The sequence below is a fragment of the Flavobacterium sp. CLA17 genome (assembly GCF_013112255.2).
In the GTDB taxonomy this organism is placed as follows: domain Bacteria; phylum Bacteroidota; class Bacteroidia; order Flavobacteriales; family Flavobacteriaceae; genus Flavobacterium; species Flavobacterium circumlabens.
In genome coordinates, this window is record NZ_CP068294.1 from 844,698 (window position 1) to 862,299 (window position 17,602).

At 36.4% G+C, this 17,602-nt stretch carries 17 protein-coding genes and 1 tRNA gene; 12 read left to right on the forward strand and 6 right to left on the reverse strand.

Features of this window, described 5'->3' with window-relative positions:
- Complete coding sequence (locus HAV12_RS03565; RefSeq protein ID WP_171568521.1) at positions 1-2,163, reverse strand: AAA family ATPase; 2,163 nt, start codon at positions 2,161-2,163, stop codon at positions 1-3.
- A 295-nt stretch (positions 2,164-2,458) separates the two neighbouring features.
- Here HAV12_RS03565 and HAV12_RS03570 point away from each other — a divergent pair, with 295 nt between their 5' ends.
- A complete protein-coding gene (locus HAV12_RS03570; protein ID WP_171568523.1) occupies positions 2,459-3,976 on the forward strand; it encodes a recombinase family protein in 1,518 nt (505 codons plus the stop codon).
- Between the two features lie 368 nt (positions 3,977-4,344).
- On the opposite strand, the gene HAV12_RS03575 is transcribed toward HAV12_RS03570, so the two are convergent.
- A tRNA-Val gene (locus HAV12_RS03575) sits at positions 4,345-4,419 on the reverse strand.
- A gap of 179 nt (positions 4,420-4,598) precedes the next feature.
- Positions 4,599-5,825, reverse strand: a complete 1,227-nt coding sequence (locus tag HAV12_RS03580; RefSeq protein WP_171568525.1) for a folylpolyglutamate synthase/dihydrofolate synthase family protein — start codon at positions 5,823-5,825, stop codon at positions 4,599-4,601.
- 131 nt (positions 5,826-5,956) lie between these two features.
- On the opposite strand from HAV12_RS03580, the gene HAV12_RS03585 reads away from it, so the two are divergent.
- A complete protein-coding gene (locus HAV12_RS03585; protein WP_171568526.1) occupies positions 5,957-6,652 on the forward strand; it encodes a MotA/TolQ/ExbB proton channel family protein in 696 nt (231 codons plus the stop codon).
- A 3-nt stretch (positions 6,653-6,655) separates the two neighbouring features.
- Positions 6,656-7,051: a biopolymer transporter ExbD gene (locus tag HAV12_RS03590; protein ID WP_035682654.1), complete on the forward strand. Its 396-nt coding sequence runs from the start codon at positions 6,656-6,658 to the stop codon at positions 7,049-7,051.
- Positions 7,052-7,360: 309 nt separating this feature from the next.
- Here the strand turns inward: HAV12_RS03590 and HAV12_RS03595 are convergent, their stop codons facing one another.
- From HAV12_RS03595 to HAV12_RS03605, 3 genes are all read right to left on the reverse strand, one after another.
- A complete protein-coding gene (locus tag HAV12_RS03595) occupies positions 7,361-8,266 on the reverse strand; it encodes an energy transducer TonB (RefSeq protein ID WP_171568528.1) in 906 nt (301 codons plus the stop codon).
- Between the two features lie 554 nt (positions 8,267-8,820).
- Entirely contained in the window at positions 8,821-10,047 is a 1,227-nt protein-coding gene (locus HAV12_RS03600; protein ID WP_132036297.1) for a Glu/Leu/Phe/Val dehydrogenase dimerization domain-containing protein, read from the reverse strand.
- 145 nt (positions 10,048-10,192) lie between these two features.
- On the reverse strand, positions 10,193-10,768 hold the full coding sequence (locus tag HAV12_RS03605; protein WP_132036298.1) for a chalcone isomerase family protein: 576 nt from the start codon (positions 10,766-10,768) through the stop codon (positions 10,193-10,195).
- 439 nt (positions 10,769-11,207) lie between these two features.
- Here HAV12_RS03605 and HAV12_RS03610 point away from each other — a divergent pair, with 439 nt between their 5' ends.
- The 9 genes from HAV12_RS03610 (at position 11,208) to HAV12_RS03650 (ending at position 17,583) form a co-directional block, all read left to right on the forward strand.
- Positions 11,208-12,350, forward strand: coding sequence for an acyl-CoA dehydrogenase (locus HAV12_RS03610; protein WP_171568530.1), 1,143 nt, complete (start codon positions 11,208-11,210; stop codon positions 12,348-12,350).
- A gap of 110 nt (positions 12,351-12,460) precedes the next feature.
- Positions 12,461-13,138: a Crp/Fnr family transcriptional regulator gene (locus HAV12_RS03615; RefSeq protein WP_171568532.1), complete on the forward strand. Its 678-nt coding sequence runs from the start codon at positions 12,461-12,463 to the stop codon at positions 13,136-13,138.
- A gap of 92 nt (positions 13,139-13,230) precedes the next feature.
- A complete protein-coding gene (locus HAV12_RS03620) occupies positions 13,231-13,827 on the forward strand; it encodes a peroxiredoxin-like family protein (RefSeq protein ID WP_171568533.1) in 597 nt (198 codons plus the stop codon).
- Between the two features lie 7 nt (positions 13,828-13,834).
- On the forward strand, positions 13,835-14,293 hold the full coding sequence (locus tag HAV12_RS03625) for a YHS domain-containing (seleno)protein (protein WP_171568535.1): 459 nt from the start codon (positions 13,835-13,837) through the stop codon (positions 14,291-14,293).
- 6 nt (positions 14,294-14,299) lie between these two features.
- Positions 14,300-14,686 carry a DoxX family protein gene (locus tag HAV12_RS03630; protein ID WP_171568537.1) on the forward strand — a complete coding sequence of 129 codons (387 nt, stop codon included), beginning with the start codon at positions 14,300-14,302 and terminating at the stop codon, positions 14,684-14,686.
- A 2-nt stretch (positions 14,687-14,688) separates the two neighbouring features.
- Positions 14,689-15,177 (forward strand): DinB family protein, encoded by a 489-nt coding sequence (locus tag HAV12_RS03635; protein ID WP_171568539.1) that lies wholly within the window; start codon positions 14,689-14,691, stop codon positions 15,175-15,177.
- A complete protein-coding gene (locus HAV12_RS03640; RefSeq protein ID WP_171568541.1) occupies positions 15,165-15,875 on the forward strand; it encodes an NRDE family protein in 711 nt (236 codons plus the stop codon). The genes HAV12_RS03635 and HAV12_RS03640 overlap by 13 nt, the downstream gene beginning before the upstream one ends.
- Positions 15,876-15,886: 11 nt before the next feature.
- Positions 15,887-16,921 carry a D-alanine--D-alanine ligase gene (locus HAV12_RS03645; protein WP_171568543.1) on the forward strand — a complete coding sequence of 345 codons (1,035 nt, stop codon included), beginning with the start codon at positions 15,887-15,889 and terminating at the stop codon, positions 16,919-16,921.
- A 2-nt stretch (positions 16,922-16,923) separates the two neighbouring features.
- Entirely contained in the window at positions 16,924-17,583 is a 660-nt protein-coding gene (locus HAV12_RS03650) for a hypothetical protein (protein ID WP_238698714.1), read from the forward strand.
- The last annotated feature ends 19 nt before the right edge of the window (positions 17,584-17,602 follow it).

Sequence of the window (17,602 nt, forward strand, 5' to 3'; positions counted from 1 at the left end):
TTAAATGTTTAAACCTTCTTTTTTACTTACTAACTTATTTTCAAGCCATTTTAAACCCTCTTCAATGTATTTTGGCACAGCAAGATTATCAGGATCTTTAAAGTATAATAATTCTAAAGCAAACTCTGCTTTTTTTGCTCCATTGTCAGTAATGATATCATACATTTGTTTAGCTGATTTGTTAATATCTGTTACACATGCAGCCTCTACCATTTTTTTTAAAAGGCCTTTTGAGTCTTTAATGTTTTTAAAAATTTCTCTATTTTCCATTACTAAAGAGTCTTCAAAAGTATATGGATAGACCACGATTTTGTCAGTAACATTTACAGGTGTTTGATATGCAACTTGAATTGGATAATCTTTGTGTTCCTTTAGTTTTAGTTGTAAATCTAATAGTTCATCAAGGTCAGGTATCTTGGGAATCCATGATTTCAATACGTCATTACCAGTTTTATATTTTTTCTTTTTTTCTGGTTGTACTTTGCTTTTTTCTAAGACAGAATCTAAATCTGTTATAATTAGAGTAACTATGCCTAGTTGTTCAATTAAAGGTTTTAAGGTTTGAGCGTGACTGCCACCGATTTCTAAAATTGAAATATAGCATGAGCTAAGTTTTTCGTGGTGTTTTTTGATAAAATGAGGAACCAACATTCTTTCAACAGGTCCTTCGACAAGTATTACTGCATCAGCGAAAAACAAATCGCAATGTGTTGTTTTTAAATATCTAATAGCAAATTTTGTAGTGTCATCATTGTTTCCAAATGTTTCCGATAAGTTTTCCACAGATGATGTGTGAATTTGACTGATGCCTTCATTAACCCTTTTAAAATATCTTAAAGATGTAAAGTCAATTTCATGAGCTATGTGATTTGAATGAGTGCTAATTACAAGTTGAGTCGTGAAATTTTCGTTTAAGTCTGGATGTTTTCGAAGTACATCGTATGCTTTTTTTATAAAAACCTGCTGGACTTGCGCATGTAAATGGGCTTCGGGTTCTTCAATTAATACTAAATGTAAGGGTTCAAATTCATTATCAATGCTTTCTTTTACATCTGGTTTGTATTTTTTTCCAACTTTCATCCATTCATCTCTAAATGCAATAAGTTTAAAAATCATAGAAATCAAGTTTTGATAACCTAACCCATTATACTTTTCTGGTAAAGTCAATTCGACACTTATAGCTGATAATTCATAGCGAACCGCTGAACTATGATTTAAACTATCCACCGTGTCCAATTTACTTTCTAATTTAATTTTTGGATTGCCAAATCCAGGATAATTTAAATCTTCTAATTCCTTTAAAGATGGATTAAAGCTCTTGTTAATGTCATCATCAAAAAGCTTTTTAGCGTTAATTATTGAACTTAAGGCATCTATGTCATGCTCTGTTGGGTTTTCAGCTGGATTTAAATGTTTTTCATAATACCCTTTGAGTTGGCTTGATAAATTCTTAACATTAGAATTCTCATGACTTTCAGAATTTTCGTTTGAAAATCCTCTTTGTGCATTAATGATGTCTACTTTTATCAAACTTTTAAAGACGTCAGAATCAATTGGAATGCTATGTTCAGAGAGTTCTTGCGGAGTATTATGTAATAATGGATTTAATAGATGGGTTTTAATACTAAAGAATTTGTTTAAATTCCCTTTATTATCTAAAAAATGCCATAAATGTTTTGGCCATAAATTTATATCTTTTTTATCTCCCACAATCTTTTTCGAATTTTCGCAGATAGATTTAAATTCTTTAAATAACTCTTCAATATTATTTGGTTCTAGTCTTAACCGAACACCAATTAATCCTTCGTTCCAATCAAGGGTTGGTATTAAATTGTTTACATAGTGAATTTCATTTTTTTTAATATGTAGCCAGACATCAAGAGACGGAAGATAGGCCTGCCAATTATCGATTTTTAAATCTTGTTTGGCAAAATCTTTTTCAGTTAACCAAGATTCACCGATTTTATTTAATTCAAGCCAATTTGATAAAGTGAAATCCCTGGTTGAGAATTTACTTTTCTTTAGAAACTTTATTAATGCATCCATAGCAGTTGTTTTTCCACTATTATTTGCTCCAACAAATATGGTTTCCTTTTCAGAAATATTGATTCTGCAATTTTTTAATTTTCTGAAATTTTGAATGTCTATAAAATCTATATTCATTTGATGATCTTTAAAGTGTTGATACAATTTATGTGCACATAAATTTTAGATAGTGTATGAATTTTATTATTAACAAATATATAATAATTAACCAAAATAATTGTTTTTTTCAAAGCTAAGAAGTTTAGATACAAATGGTTTACGGTTTTCCGTAATTCAAAAAATATATATAAGCACATTCTTTTATCAGTCCTAAATTTTTAATTGCATTTCTCAGTATAGAGCATACTATTTTAAATCTTGTACCTTTTTTTAAACTTGGTAATTTTATATTAAATTATAAAGTTTAACCATTATGAAATCAGCGTATTTATATGTCAGGGTAAGTACTGATGAGCAGAAGAGAAAAGGCTATTCCCTTCCTGAGCAGGAAGATAGGTTGTTAAGGTACTGCGAGCAGAACCAAATTGCAGTCAGGGGTATATTCAGGGAGGATTTTTCAGCCAAGGATTTTAATCGGCCAGAGTGGAAGAAAATTATCAATACATTAAAGAAGCACAAGAAAAGCCCTCCAGATAGCATACTGTTTATAAAATGGGATCGATTCAGCAGAAACATTGAATATGCCTACCAGATGCTGGGGATATTGAGAGGACTTAACACTAAAGCTATGGCAATCGATCAACCAATTGATTTCGATGTACCCGAAAGTATAGTGATGCTTGCGGTTTACCTCTCAATACCGGAAGCAGAGAACAGCAGGAGGGGCAGGAATACTTCGGATGGCATGCGAAGATCCCGAAAAATGGGACGGTGGCCCGGAAAGGCCCCGATGGGATATAGTAACCAGTCAACACAAGAAGGCAGGAAGATTATAGTGCCAAAGTTCCCGGAGGCAGATTTAATTAGATGGGCTTTTGAACAGTTTGCAAAGGGCACATTTTCCATTAGGCAAGTTAGGACTATGACATGTCAAAAAGGGCTTCAATGCAGCAATAACAATTTTTGGAAGATACTGCGAAACCCCATTTATTGTGGAATAATAACGGTCCGAGCCACGAAAGATGAAGAAATCCAATTTATAAAGGCTATACATGAACCAATCATATCCGAAGATCTCTTCAGGAAAGTCGAAATACTGCTTACGAGCAGGCGTAAACAGAAAGAAGCAAAATTTTGCAGAAAGCTTTTATTCCCTCTGAGGGGATTTACAGACTGCCCATTCTGCGGATGTAGGTTTACAGGTAGTATATCACAGGGAAAATTGTTAAAATACAGATATTACCATTGCTCTACTTCAAGATGCAAGGGTAGATATAGGGCTGACATTCTGGAGGCCTTGTATGAAAGCCAGTTAAAGAGAATAACCCTTTCGCCGTCTGTATACGAGCTTTTCAGTTTGGTGCTAGAAGATGAAAATATCTTCTCTGCCAGAAGGCAATGCCTGGATGAAAAAAAAGCTGTCCTCACTGAGATTTCTCAATTTGAGGAGTTGATATCAAAAGCCAGAAGGCACTTGCTTGCCGAGAAGATAGACTTTGAGGATTTCAGGTCTATCAAAAAGGAGTATAATGAAAATATTCATAATTTGAATGGGAGATTGCAACATCTCCTACAGAAACTGAATGGATATGATTCCAGCAATAAAAGTGTTTGGTCAGATAGCGGGATCAATATTTTCCAGTGCTACAACGCACTGGACTTTGTAGGCAAAAGGCACATTGCGAGCCTGTTTTCTCCTTCGTCAATAAACATACAAAGGAGGGATTTTAACCCGCTGCAAATCGATCGGGCTATTAAAAAGATAGTAATTTGTAATGCCATAGATTCAGATGTAAAACAAGCTAATTCTCAAGTTTATGCAAAAGAGTAATGATAGAATTGTGAAGCCTTTTTCAAGCAGAAAGGTTTCTGTCGAGAAGGCCATAAAATTATTAAGGCAAAGAGGTATAAAAGTTAATGAAGACGAGGCGGTTATTATTTTGGATTTTCTATATCTCTTGGCCTGTTCTTTCAAGAAAGATGATACAGCAGGCGGATGAGGTGAATGAATGGTCAGGGAGATTTTGAACACGCAACACTTATGTATAGTGAAATTTGATGCTAAAATATTTTAGTAAGCAGAATTCAAAAAAAAATCGAACACTTTTTAAAGCAGATACTGTTAGATTTAACTTACTGTAAATCAACATATTGAATTGATAAAAAAAGGAGACATCCAAATTTGGACGTCTCCTTAAGTGGGCGATGAGGGGTTCGAACCCCCGACCCCCTCGGTGTAAACGAGGTGCTCTGAACCAGCTGAGCTAATCGCCCTATTTTACTAGGTTGCTATCGTTTCGTGATTGCGAGTGCAAATATACGTTAGTTTTTGAGTTCTGCAAAGAAAACATCGTAAAAATTTAAAGTTTTTTCGGGAATGTTTCTATCTCACTGGGGTTGAATTTATTATAAAACATATAAATTTCAACTTTTAGCAAGGATTTCGGCTTTGTTTAATTCAAAGGCAATTCGGCTACTACAAAAGTGCTTCCGCCCACATAAATAAAATCATTTGGGCCCGCATTTTTCTTTGCTTCCAGAAAAGCAGCGATAACAGAATCGTATCGGTCTCCTTGTAAATCGTATTTTTTGGCGGCACTTTGTAAAATTTCGGTGCTCAGACCTCGCGAAGAATCCGGTCGGCAAAAATAGTATCGTGCCTTTTTCGGGAAAAGCGGTAAGATAGCATCCAGGTCTTTGTCGTTCACCACACCCAGAACGATATGCAGGTTGTCGAAAGTTTCTTTCTGAAGCTGATTCATCACTACCGTCAGCCCGTGTTGGTTGTGTGCCGTGTCGCAAATTATTTTCGGGTTTTTGCCCAACTGCTGCCATCTTCCTTGTAAACCGGTATTTTTTACAGTATTTAGTAAACCGCTTTTTAAATGATCAATCGAAACTTTAAAATCAGTTTGTGAGTTTAAAACAACAACAACCTGCTGAACAGTTTTTTTATTATGAAATTGATAATCGCCAAGCAAATCAGACGGAAAAACTCCGGAGATTAAATCGGCAGCAAAATAAATAGGTGCATTATTTTCTTCAGCTTTAGCTAAAAATACCGCTTCTGTTTCCTCTGTATATTCTCCAATTACAACGGGAACATTCGGTTTAATGATTCCGGCTTTTTCTCCTGCAATTGCCGTAGTGGTGTTTCCTAAAAATTGTGTATGATCTAAGTCGATATTCGTAATAACCGAAACGAGCGGAGTGATGATATTGGTAGCATCCAGACGTCCGCCCAGACCCACTTCAATAATGGCGATGTCTGTTTTTTCGGAAGCAAAATAATCGAAAGCCAGACCCACCGACATTTCGAAAAAACTCATGTCATTAGACTCGAAGAAGTCTTTGTGTTTAGCGACGAATGCACAGACAAAATTTTCCGAAATTTCGGCGCCGTTTATTTTAATCCTTTCCCTGAAATCTTTGAGATGCGGAGACGTATACAATCCGACTTTGTATCCCGATTCCTGTAAAACCGAAGCCAGCATATGAGAGGTCGAACCCTTACCGTTGGTTCCTGCCACATGTATGCATTTTAGCTGACGCTCGGGATTGCCGAGATGTGCCGCCAAAAGTGTAGTGTTGGTTAAATCTTCTTTGTAGGCCGAAGCCCCCTGAAGCTGATACATGGGCAATTGGTTAAACATCCAGTTGGTGGTCTCTTGATAGTTCATTTTGTTTGGATAAAAGAGTGGTGAATTGAAATAATTTCCGTTTTTTTTAGTTTACTATTACAATGAAAATTATCTTTAGTGCAAAATTGAAATATTTTTTAGAATTAATTATTAAAAACACGAATTAAAATATGTTAAGCTTCATTCAAGTACAAGCAGATACTCTCGCAAACGCCGCATCTAACGTAGTTATCGAAAAAATCGCTCCCAATACCGAAATCTCTGTTTTAGGATTTATCTTAAAAGGAGGTTTTTTCCTGATCCCGATTGCCCTTTTGTTATTTTATACTTTTTATGTAATTATAGAACGTTATTTATACATCAGCAAAGCGTCTAAAATTGACGGCAGACTGATGCAGGACGTGGGCGATAAGCTGAATGCAGGGAATATTGAACTGGCCAGAACCATCGTGGAAAGAAGTAATACCGCTGCAGGAAACATTCTGAAAGAAGGGGTTTTAGTCATCGGAAGACCAATTGCTGAAATTGAATCAAACATGGACCGCGCTGCTGATATTGAAATTGGTGAAATGGAAAGACGCCTGGGACACCTTGGACTTATTGCCGGTATTGCGCCAACTTTAGGTTTCATCGGAACTATTTCGGGAGTTATTAAAATTTTCTACAGCATTTCGGTTACAGAGAATATCAGTATTGGTAATATCTCGGGAGGTTTGTATGAAAAAATGATCAGTAGCGGATCCGGACTAATTGTGGGGATTATCGCGTATAGCGCGTACCACTTACTGAACGGAAAAATTGATGATTTTGCTTTAAAGATTCAAAAACAAATATTAGAATTTGTCAATATAATTCAAAGAGCATAAGGTATGTCTATTAAAAGAAAAAGAAGATTTCATGCCGAGGTTGCAACTTCGTCGTTAAGTGATATTATGTTTTTCCTGCTGTTGTTTTTCCTAATTATCTCAACGCTGGCCAATCCTAATGTGATCAAGATGACTTTGCCGAAAGCGAAAGCCAATGAAAAAACGAATAAACAGCTGATCAGTTTATCAGTAACCGAAGATAAAAAGTTCTACATCGACAAAGAACCGGTAGATTTTGAAAACCTGGAGACTTCCTTGATGGCTAAAATTGGTGCCGATAAAGAACAGACTGTTGTCGTTCGTATTCCGTTTAATTTGCAGGTGCAGGATTTAGTAGATGTACTGCAAATAGGAGTAAAGAACAACCTGAAGTTTGTGATTGCAACGAGTCCGAAGTAAAATTATCATTAGGGCGTGACCACAATAAAAAAATGGGCGAATCAGTATAATGTTGATTCGCCCATTTTTTTATTGCGGTCGGGCTATCCGCGCTACTTCGGTAGCCAGCTCCTATCCCTCACGCAAAAACAAAAACACAATCTTGTCATTTCGACGAAGGAGAAATCTTCGCAAGTAGCTCCGCAACGAAAGTCCAATCTTTGTCGATCTTGCAACGAAGATTTCTCCTTCGTCGAAATGACAAAATGATCAATAAAAAAAGGCTTTCAGTACATCTGAAAGCCTTTTTTGTTATAATCGTTCTGTTTGCTAATCTGCATTCAGACTGAAATTGTAAATAATTTTCCCGACTTGTTTCGCAGGGGCATTACTGTCAGCATCCCATTTGGTATTCATGGCAGCAATCTTGGCTTGGTCTAATAAACATCTCGCTAAATTGGTAGTCCCTTTTATGCCTGCGGTTGCGCTGATGGTTCTTCCGTTTTGGTCGACTGTTACTTCTACGACTACTTTTCCGGCTTCGTCACAAGTATATTTTGGTGCAGGTTTAGACAGTGCTTTTCGGTTTCCGAGGGAATAACCTGATCCGCCACCGGAACCTCCGCCGCTTCCGGGGCCGTAACCGCTTCCGGTACCAATTCCATTTCCGGTTCCGTTACCGCCGCCTGTTCCTCCTCCGGAACCGCCACTTCCGTAGTAGCCGTTAGAGCCTAAGCTTCCGTTTGCTTTTCCTTTATTTCCGGCTGTTTTGTCATTACCGTCTCCTCCTTTGTTTGATCCTTTTAAAATGCTTGATAACGCATCATTGGTAGAATTGGAAACTTTTGGTTTCTCAGGAACAGGTTTTGTTACGGGTTTTTCAACCGGAGTATTTTTTTTAGGTTTTTCTTTTACGGGAATAACAACACTTTCTTCTGTGGTTGTGTTTTCCTGGGTGATAATGGCTTCTTCAGGTGTTGCCTTTACGGGTGTTTGCCTGGCTTCGTTTTTTACATTCAGAACCTCACTTTTATAATTGGCTCCCGATCCTAAGTCACTGTCTCCAAAATTTATGGTCACACCACCACCGCCGCCACCGGAAGCAAGTGCTGCATTGTTTTCCGGATTGTAAGGAGGCCAGAAACGTATAAAAAACAACAATAGTAAAATTACTGCATAAATTACAGTCGAGATTAATAATGATTTCTTTTTATCGGAAGAACTGGCTGAGCTCATTTTGATTCTGAATTTTGGAATTGTATTAATAAACGTTTAAAAGTAGTAAAAATTGTTTAGAATCAAAGTGGGGGAAGGAATTTAACCGCGAAGTTCGCAAAGTTGTGATTTATTTAATCGCTTCATTTTGTGGATATTTTTTTTGCTCGCAGATTTGGCAGATTGAGCAGATTTTATTTCCTAAATAATTTTTTAAAATAGATCTGCTCAATCTGCCAAATCTGCGGGAAAGCTTAACTGCAAAGTTCGCTAAGCTGTTTGTATTTAATCTCGCAGAGTCGCAAAGTTTTTCTTTTAGGTTTTTAAAATTGGCGTCTTTGTGACTTTGCGAGAAATATTCAATCGCTTTATTTTGTGTATATTTTTTTTGCTCGCAGATTGAGCAGATTTTATTTCCTAAATAATTTTTTTAAAATAGATCCGCTTAATCTGCCAAATCTGCGGGAAAAATTTATCCCAGAGCTTGAAAAAATCATCATAAATCCTTAAATCTGTGGCAAAAAAAAACGAGCCAGAAATGATCTGGCCCGTTTAGAAAAAATGTATAAAAAAAATTATACTAACTGTTTCAGTGCAATTTCAAAAGCAGTTGCACTGATATTTGTTTTCGATTGATTCAGGGCATGTGCTTTGACAATCGCATTTTTTATAATTTCTGAAGTATCATTAAAAATAGCCTCATCTGTCATTTGTACTTTCTTCTCCATGAAATAAGCAAAAACTCTCGCCATTCCGCAGTTTGAAATGAAATCAGGAATCAAACTTACTTTGCTGTCTACTTCTTCCATAATAGAACCGAAGAAAATTTCTTTGTCTGCAAAAGGCACATTCGCCCCGCAGGAAATTACTTCCAGTCCGTTTTGAATTAAACTGTCAATTTGAGTTTGGGTTACCAGTCTTGAAGCGGCACAAGGCGTGAAAATTTCAGCACCAATAGCCCAGATTTTAGAATTGATTTCTTCAAACGGAATCATGTTGTCAGCCACCAGTTTGTTTCCGTCTTTGTTTAAAAACAACGTTCGGATTTCTTCAAAAGAAAAACCCTCTTCTTTAATTAATCCACCATCACGGTCAATAATTCCGATTACTTTTGCACCCATTTCAGCCAGGTAAAATGCTGCGGCAGAGCCTACATTTCCAAAGCCCTGTACGATTGCTTTTTTGCCTTTTATATCACCGCCGTAAGTAGCATAAAAATGACGAACAGCTTCAGCAACACCATAGCCTGTAATCATATCGGCTACTGTATATTTGCGGGTAACATCAGGTGAGAATTTAGGGTTTTCGATTACTTTGATAACGCCCTGACGCAACTGACCGATTCTGTTGATTTTATCGGCTTCGGTTGGCTTAAAGTGTCCGTTGAAAACACCTTCCTGCGGATGCCAGACCCCGCATTCTTCCGTCATTGGGATTACTTCGTGAATTTCATCAACATTTAAATCTCCACCGGTTCCGTAATAACTTTTTAATAAAGGGGATACGGCTTTGTACCAACGTTGTAAAACTCCTTTTTTACGCGGGTCGTTAGGATCAAAATTAATTCCGGATTTAGCACCACCAATTGCAGGACCAGAAACAGAGAATTTAACTTCCATAGTTTTAGCCAGAGACAGAACTTCATTCATATCCAGACCTTTTCTCATTCTTGTTCCTCCACCAGCGGCTCCTCCACGAAGTGAATTAATTACTGTCCAACCTTCGGCTTCTGTTTCAGAATCTTTCCAGTTAAAAACAATTTCAGGTTCCTTATTTTCAAATTGCTGTAATAAATCTTTCATTTTGTTGTGATATGTTTATTTTGCGTAAAAGTATAAAATAGAATAATGCGAATAATGTATTTGGTATCAATTTTATTGAAACCCAAAAATAAAGCCGGAAAACACTATCGTTTCCGGCTTCATACTATATTAAAATTTAGGAATTTTATTTCCCCAATAAGTTTTCTTTTAAGGTTTGATCAACTGGTTTGTCTGAAAGCCAGATGCCGAACAATGCTTTTTTGAAATCAAATCCCGGGATTTTTCCTTTCAAAACTTCATTTTTGTAAACATTGATGGTTTGGTCAAAAGGATTGTAGGCTAAAACAAATACATCTTTTTCTGTAATAGGATCACTTAAAAGTTTTTTGAAATCCTCAATTCTTGGTCGTAATTCCTGAAGATTGCTTCCCGCTGATTTTTCAAAACCGGTATTCATGGCTTTAGTCAGTTTATTGGAAGACACCATAGAAGATGTAATTTCTATACGAACTGCCATTTCGGTATCACTGTCAATAATAAATTGCGGATCCTGACTTAATTGCGATAAATACAACGCCTGAACATACACTTCCAGCCACATTTTTGATCTTCCGCCAGCACCGTTAAGCTGCAAAGTTTTGTTTTGGAACTCAATTTTTCTGGGAACTGTAACACCATTAACTTCTAATGTATTCTGTGCAGAAACAGTAGAGAATTGTAAACTTAAAAGGAGTGTAAATGCTAGTAAAATCTTTTTCATACGCTATCAATAATTTATTTTTTTTAGGCAAAAATAATGTAATTTATAATTTTTGACTATTTAAAGTTAGTATTTTTTTTTAGTAAAACGTTTTTTTATTGCTGTTACGCTATTCATAATCAAAATAGTAAGAGTTGTTTTACGTACATATACGTGTTTTTGTCTTTTTTGGTTTTTTTGAGATTATAATAATTTAAGGCATTTAGAAGATGTCATTTTAATCCATAATTTAACGCTTTAGTTTTAAAGAAAATGTTGTAAAATTGACGTTCATCAGACTAAAATTCAATATAATCACGAAAACGTTATCGTGATTATTGATAATATCTTAAAATGATATGCGCGCATTGTTAATTCGCATTTAAAAATTATCTTTGGAAGCCTTTATTTAAGAAAAAAGAAGGGCTTCAAAAAAAACAAAACAACAAAAACACAGAATATGGATTTCAATCTTACTGAAGAGCATTTAATGATTCAACAGGCCGCAAGAGATTTTGCTCAAAACGAATTGTTGCCGGGTGTTATCGAGCGTGACGAAAAGCAAATTTTTCCGACAGAGCAAGTAAAAAAAATGGGGCAACTGGGTTTCATGGGAATGATGGTTGATCCGAAATACGGCGGAAGCGGTCTGGATGCTATTTCTTATGTAATCGCTATGGAAGAAATTTCAAAAGTAGATGCATCAGCTTCAGTAGTAATGTCTGTAAACAATTCATTGGTTTGCTGGGGATTACAGGAATTTGGAACAGAAGAGCAAAAACAAAAATATTTACCGGGCCTGGCTTCAGGTGAAATTCACGGCGCTTTTTGTTTAAGTGAGCCGGAAGCAGGTAGTGATGCGACTTCACAAAAAACTACTGCGGTTGATATGGGAGACCATTATATTGTAAATGGTACCAAAAACTGGATTACCAACGGTAACACAGCATCTGTTTATTTAGTAATTGCTCAGACACATCCGGAATTAAAACACAAGGGAATCAATGCCCTGATTATGACCAAAGATATGCCGGGCTTTTCTATCGGGCCGAAAGAGCAAAAAATGGGAATTCGTGGTTCAGATACCCACTCGTTAATGTTTAGCGATGTAAAAGTTCCTAAAGAAAACAGAATCGGTGAGGATGGTTTCGGATTTAAATTTGCAATGAAAACTTTAGCGGGAGGGCGTATTGGTATTGCTTCTCAGGCTTTAGGAATTGCTTCCGGAGCTTACGAACTGGCTTTGAAATATTCTAAAGAGCGTAAAGCTTTCGGAACAGAAATCTGCAATCATCAGGCCATTGCTTTTAAACTGGCGGATATGGCGGTAAATATCGAAGCAGCACGTCATTTATGTATGAAAGCGGCATGGGATAAAGACCAGCATAAAAATTATGATATAAGTGGTGCCATGGCGAAGTTATTTGCTTCTCAGGTGGCAATGGATACGGCTGTTGAAGCAGTTCAGATTCATGGTGGCAATGGTTATGTGAAAGAATATCACGTAGAGCGTTTTATGCGTGACGCCAAGATTACCCAGATTTATGAGGGAACTTCCGAAATTCAGAAAATTGTAATTTCAAGATCCGTTATCGCAGGATAATTTCTTCTGAAATAATTATTATAAAAACCCTTTTGAAGTTTACTCTTCGAAAGGGTTTTGTTTTTAAGATGAAAATTTAATTACTTTTACAACAACTGAACTCGATTTTTATGTACGAAGATTTAAAATACTGGTATTTACGCGATCACAAATTGTTCCGCACGCTGAGCTTCAGTCAAATCAAACAACTGTGTATTATTACAGGTTTTAAAAAAGCGTCGAAAGGAGAAATCATTTATTTTTCATCTTCTGATGTGCCTCGTATTTTTTTGCTTAAAAAAGGGAATATCAAAATTGTTGCCGTTGATGAAGACGGAAACGAAACTATAAAGGATATTATCCAGAAAGGGGATTTGTTTGGCGAACTGACTCTGGAAACAGACGATAAAGCCAATGAATATGCCAAAGTACTTTCTGATGATGTTGCGATTTGCAGTTTCCTAATGTCCGATTTTGAAGATTTATTACTGCGAAATCCAACATTGGCACTTTCGTATACGAAGTTTGTGGGTCTGAAAATGAAACGCATCAAAAACAGCTATGCCAATTTAATTTCTAAAGATGCCAAAACCAGATTGTATCAGTTCCTGAAAGACTGGGCAGAACAGGAAGGCGTCAGAAATGGCGATTCGGTTGTGATTGAAAATTATTTAACCCAAAACGATATTGCCCAGATTATCTGTACTTCAAGACAGACAGCCACCCAATTGCTGAATGAGATGGAAACCAATCATCTTTTAAGGTATACCAGAAAAGAGATTTTTATACCTAATATTACGCAATTATAAACTATTTTGCCTCAAGTGTAAATTAGCCGACAAATAGTTTTTTCATACCACAGTAGTTTTACATCATCATAAAAGATGAAAAATTATACACTATGAAAAAAGCACTCTTCATTCTATTCGCAGCATTAAGTACTGCTGCGAATGCACAAAATGCAGTTCCAAAATCTGCAACCGATATAGCGCCCTTATTAATAGGAGAGAAAATTCCCAATTCGATTTTAAAATCATCAGAGAATGCAACAGTCAGTCTTTCTGATGTAGTCAGTAAAAAGAAAACCGTATTGGTTTTTTACCGTGGCGGATGGTGTCCGTATTGTAATCTGCATCTGGCTGCCCTGGCGGAAGCCGAAAAACAAATTCTTGATTTAGGTTATCAGATTGTTGCGGTAAGCCCTGACTCTCCTGAAAATTTAAGGAACACAGCAGAAAAGGATAAAGTACGATACACGTTGCTTTCCGATGCAAATGGCGTCTTAATCAAAGAATTTGGAATTGCTTTTGAAGCTCCCGAAAACTATAAATCAGTTATTAACGTACATTCTAATGGAATGAACACGAGTCTTTTACCCGTTCCTTCTGTTTTTGTAGTAAACACAAATGGTGACATTCTGTTTGAATACGTTTCGCCTGATTTTAAACATCGTATAACCGCTGAATTATTGGTTTCAGTATTAAAAACCTTAAAATAAAATCAAGATGAAAAAGTTAATTGTACTACTATTTGTTTTAGCATCGGCAGCTGTTTTTTCGCAAAATGATGCAAAGAGAATCGCCCAGTTTAATTTAGAAAATAAAGTGGCGATTCACGGATATGATCCGGTGGCTTACTTTAAACAAAATAAAGCGATAAAAGGTAAAAATGAGCTGACGGCTTCTTATATGGGAATTACCTATAAATTTTCGTCAGCGGCGAATAAAGAGTTGTTTTTGAAAAATCCTGCCGGCTTTGAACCGCAATTTGGTGGCTGGTGTGCGTATGCCATGGGAAGTGCCGGTGAAAAAGTGGAAATAAATCCCGAAACTTTTAAAATTACTGACGGTAAACTTTATTTGTTTTACAACGCCTATTTCAATAATACCCTTAAAAGCTGGAATAAAGACGAAACCAATCTGAAAGCGAAAGCGGAAGTGAACTGGAAAAAAATATACAAATAAACAGTTATGAAAACACAATTAATAAGCTGGATACTGCGAATAACTGCTTCAGTTATTTTACTGCAGACTTTGTATTTTAAATTTACCGGCGCACCCGAAAGCATTTATATTTTTTCGACTTTAGGAATAGAACCTTACGGAAGAATCGGATCGGGAATTGCCGAATTGATTGTAGTGATTTTACTTTTAATTCCCAAAACAACGTGGCTTGGCGCTTTAGGCGGATGCGGCGTTATGACCGGGGCAATTCTTTCGCATTTGTTTGTTTTAGGAATTGAAGTTAAAAACGATTCGGGATTGCTTTTTTCTCTGGCCATAATCACATTATTCTGTTGCCTGATATTACTTTATGGGAATAAAAATATAATTATGAACCTTTTAAGAACGAAATAATTATGCTGCTAAAATCAATAAACCACAGTTTAGAGGAGTTGACAAATTTGTTAAATCAATTGTCCGATCAGTCGTATTCAAAATCGTGTACGGCTTTAAGTGACTCCAGTATCGGCGAACATACCCGTCATATTCTTGAAATGTTTCAATGTCTTGAAAATAGTTACGAATCGGGAATTTTAAATTATGATCATCGGGAACGCAATAAACGCATTCAGACCGAAACGGAGTTTGCAAAACAATGTATTCTTGATATAAAAATGGGTTTGCAAAAGGAAAATAAGCCTCTATATTTAGAGCAAATGATTGATGGACTTACGTTTAGGATTCAGAGCAATTATTACAGGGAATTGCTTTACAACCTGGAACATTGCATTCATCATCAGGCCTTGATAAAAGTGGCTGTTTTACAATTGGAGGATATTTTACTGAATGAAAATTTTGGTGTGGCACGTTCCACCATAGAATACAGAAATCAATGTGTACAGTAAGTTTTGTAGTTCATAATGAAACCGTGATTATCACCTCGAACCGTGATGAGAAGGTGATTCGCCCCACCGCCATTCCACCCAGAAGTTATACCTGCAATGGTAAAAATGTAGTATATCCGAAAGATCAAAAAGCAGGAGGAACGTGGTTTGTGGCTGATGCAAACGGAAATGTGTTGGTGCTTCTAAATGGTGGCAGTACGAAACATACAGTGCAGTTTTCGTACAGGAGAAGCCGTGGGCTAATTGCTTTGGATATTATTTGCAGTGACTCTCCGAAAGATTTTTGGAGCGTGATTAATCTGGAAGATATCGAGCCTTTTACGCTGGTGCTCTATCAGAATAAAAAATTGTACGAACTGATCTGGGATGGTTTAATCAAAATAACGACTCCGCTAGATGAAACGCAAAATCATATCTGGTCGTCTGTAACCTTATATCCGGATGAAATCAGAAAGAAACGATTGGCTTGGTTTTTTGATTTCCTGAAAAATAAAAATGAAATTTCAGCTTCAGATATGCTCGATTTTCACCGGAATACGGAAGGGGATGATTCTGAAAATGGCCTGATCATTAACCGGGAAAATACGCTGAAAACCTTAAGTATTACACAAGCGATCATCGGGCAGAATAAAACGGCAATAGCATATCATGACTTAGTTCTGGAACAGGAATTTTCGACAGCATTTATTAGTATTTAATATCGTATCAGATGAAACTCTTTTTTCATAAAATCGCAAATTGGGAGTACTGGCCGTTTCAGGTGGTGTACATTCCTATTTATTTTCTGTGGGCCTATTATGCCATCAAAGCAAGATCTATTTTTTTCTTTAATGCTTCCAATCCAAGAATTAAAAACGGAGGGTTTATTATGGAAAGCAAGAAGCAGATTTATGATTTGATACCCCGTAAATATTACCCGAAAACAATTCTGATTCCCAAAAATACGGATCTGAAAAAAATCGTTCAGCAGGTCATAGAGAAGCAAATTTACTTTCCGTTAATCGCAAAACCGGATATTGGTTTAAGAGGTTCGGGAGTGAAGAAAATCCACACCGTTTCGGAGTTGCAGCGTTATATGGAAAAAGCCAATTTCGATTTCCTTTTGCAGGATTTGATTCCTTACAGAAATGAAGTGGGTATTTTTTACGTACGCCATCCCAATGAAAAAGAAGGCAGGATTACAGGAATTGTGTCGAAGGAATTTTTGACTGTCGTAGGTGACGGAGCCTCAACAATTGAAGTGTTAATTCATAAAACGCCAAGATTTCAACTGCAGTTGGATGCTCTACAGGAAGAATACGGGGATTCGCTGCATAAAATTTTAGCAGAAGGTGAAGCATTCAATTTAGTGCCGTTTGGGAATCACGCCCGTGGTGCCAAATTTTTAGACGGAAGTCATTGGATTACCCCAAAATTGACCCAAACTATCAATCAGATTTGTGCGCAGATTCCGGAGTTTTATTTTGGGAGATTTGATATTATGTACGATTCTTTTGAAGCTTTAGAGAGAGGCGAGGATTTTCAGATTGTCGAATTGAACGGTGCAGCAAGCGAACCGACACATATTTACGATCCGAAACACTCTATCTGGTTTGCCTGGAAGGAGCTGGCAAGGCACATTACGTATATGTATGAGATCAGCGTGGCCAATCATAAAAGGGGTTTTCCTTATTTAGATTATAAAGCCGGCATGCACGAGTACCGTTTGCATCAGGTTCAGAATAATAAAATTTTAAACTTTTAGAAATGCTGCAAAGAGCGCAAAATATTTCGGTGGGGTTTCTGGTGAGTTTTATTGGCTCTGTTCCTTTGGGTTATCTCAATCTGGCTGGACTGGAAATTTATTCCCGATCCGGACTTCACCATTTAATTTTATTTTTGTCAGGAGTTGTTTTCGTAGAAACGTTTGTGATTTATTTTACACTGCTTTTTGCAAAACGACTCGTAAAAAATACAAAACTGATGAAAATTATCGATCTTTTTGCGGTCGTGTTTATGTTCGTTTTGGCGTATTTGTTTTATTCAAATTCGCACGATACATCAGGTTCGAATGATAAGCTGAATTCCTATTTGATGTATTCTCCTTTTGTAATTGGAGTCATATTGAACTGTTTTAATTTTTTGCAACTGCCTTTCTGGACGAGTTGGAATTTATATTTAATTAATGCAAAGTATATTACGACCGAAAAAAAGTTAAAATATTATTATATTGCAGGAACTTTGGCGGGTGTTTTTTCAGGAATGTTAAGTCTTATTCTAATCTTACAGACTTTATTTCAAAAAACAAATTCATTTTCAAAGTATGTAATGCCTGTTTTTATTCCGTTGTTTTTTAGTATCATGGGAAGTATTCAGGTGTTTAAGGTGTATAAAAAATATTTTAAATCAACTGCTTTGGAATCGTAGCTTCTGAAGCTAAAATTCT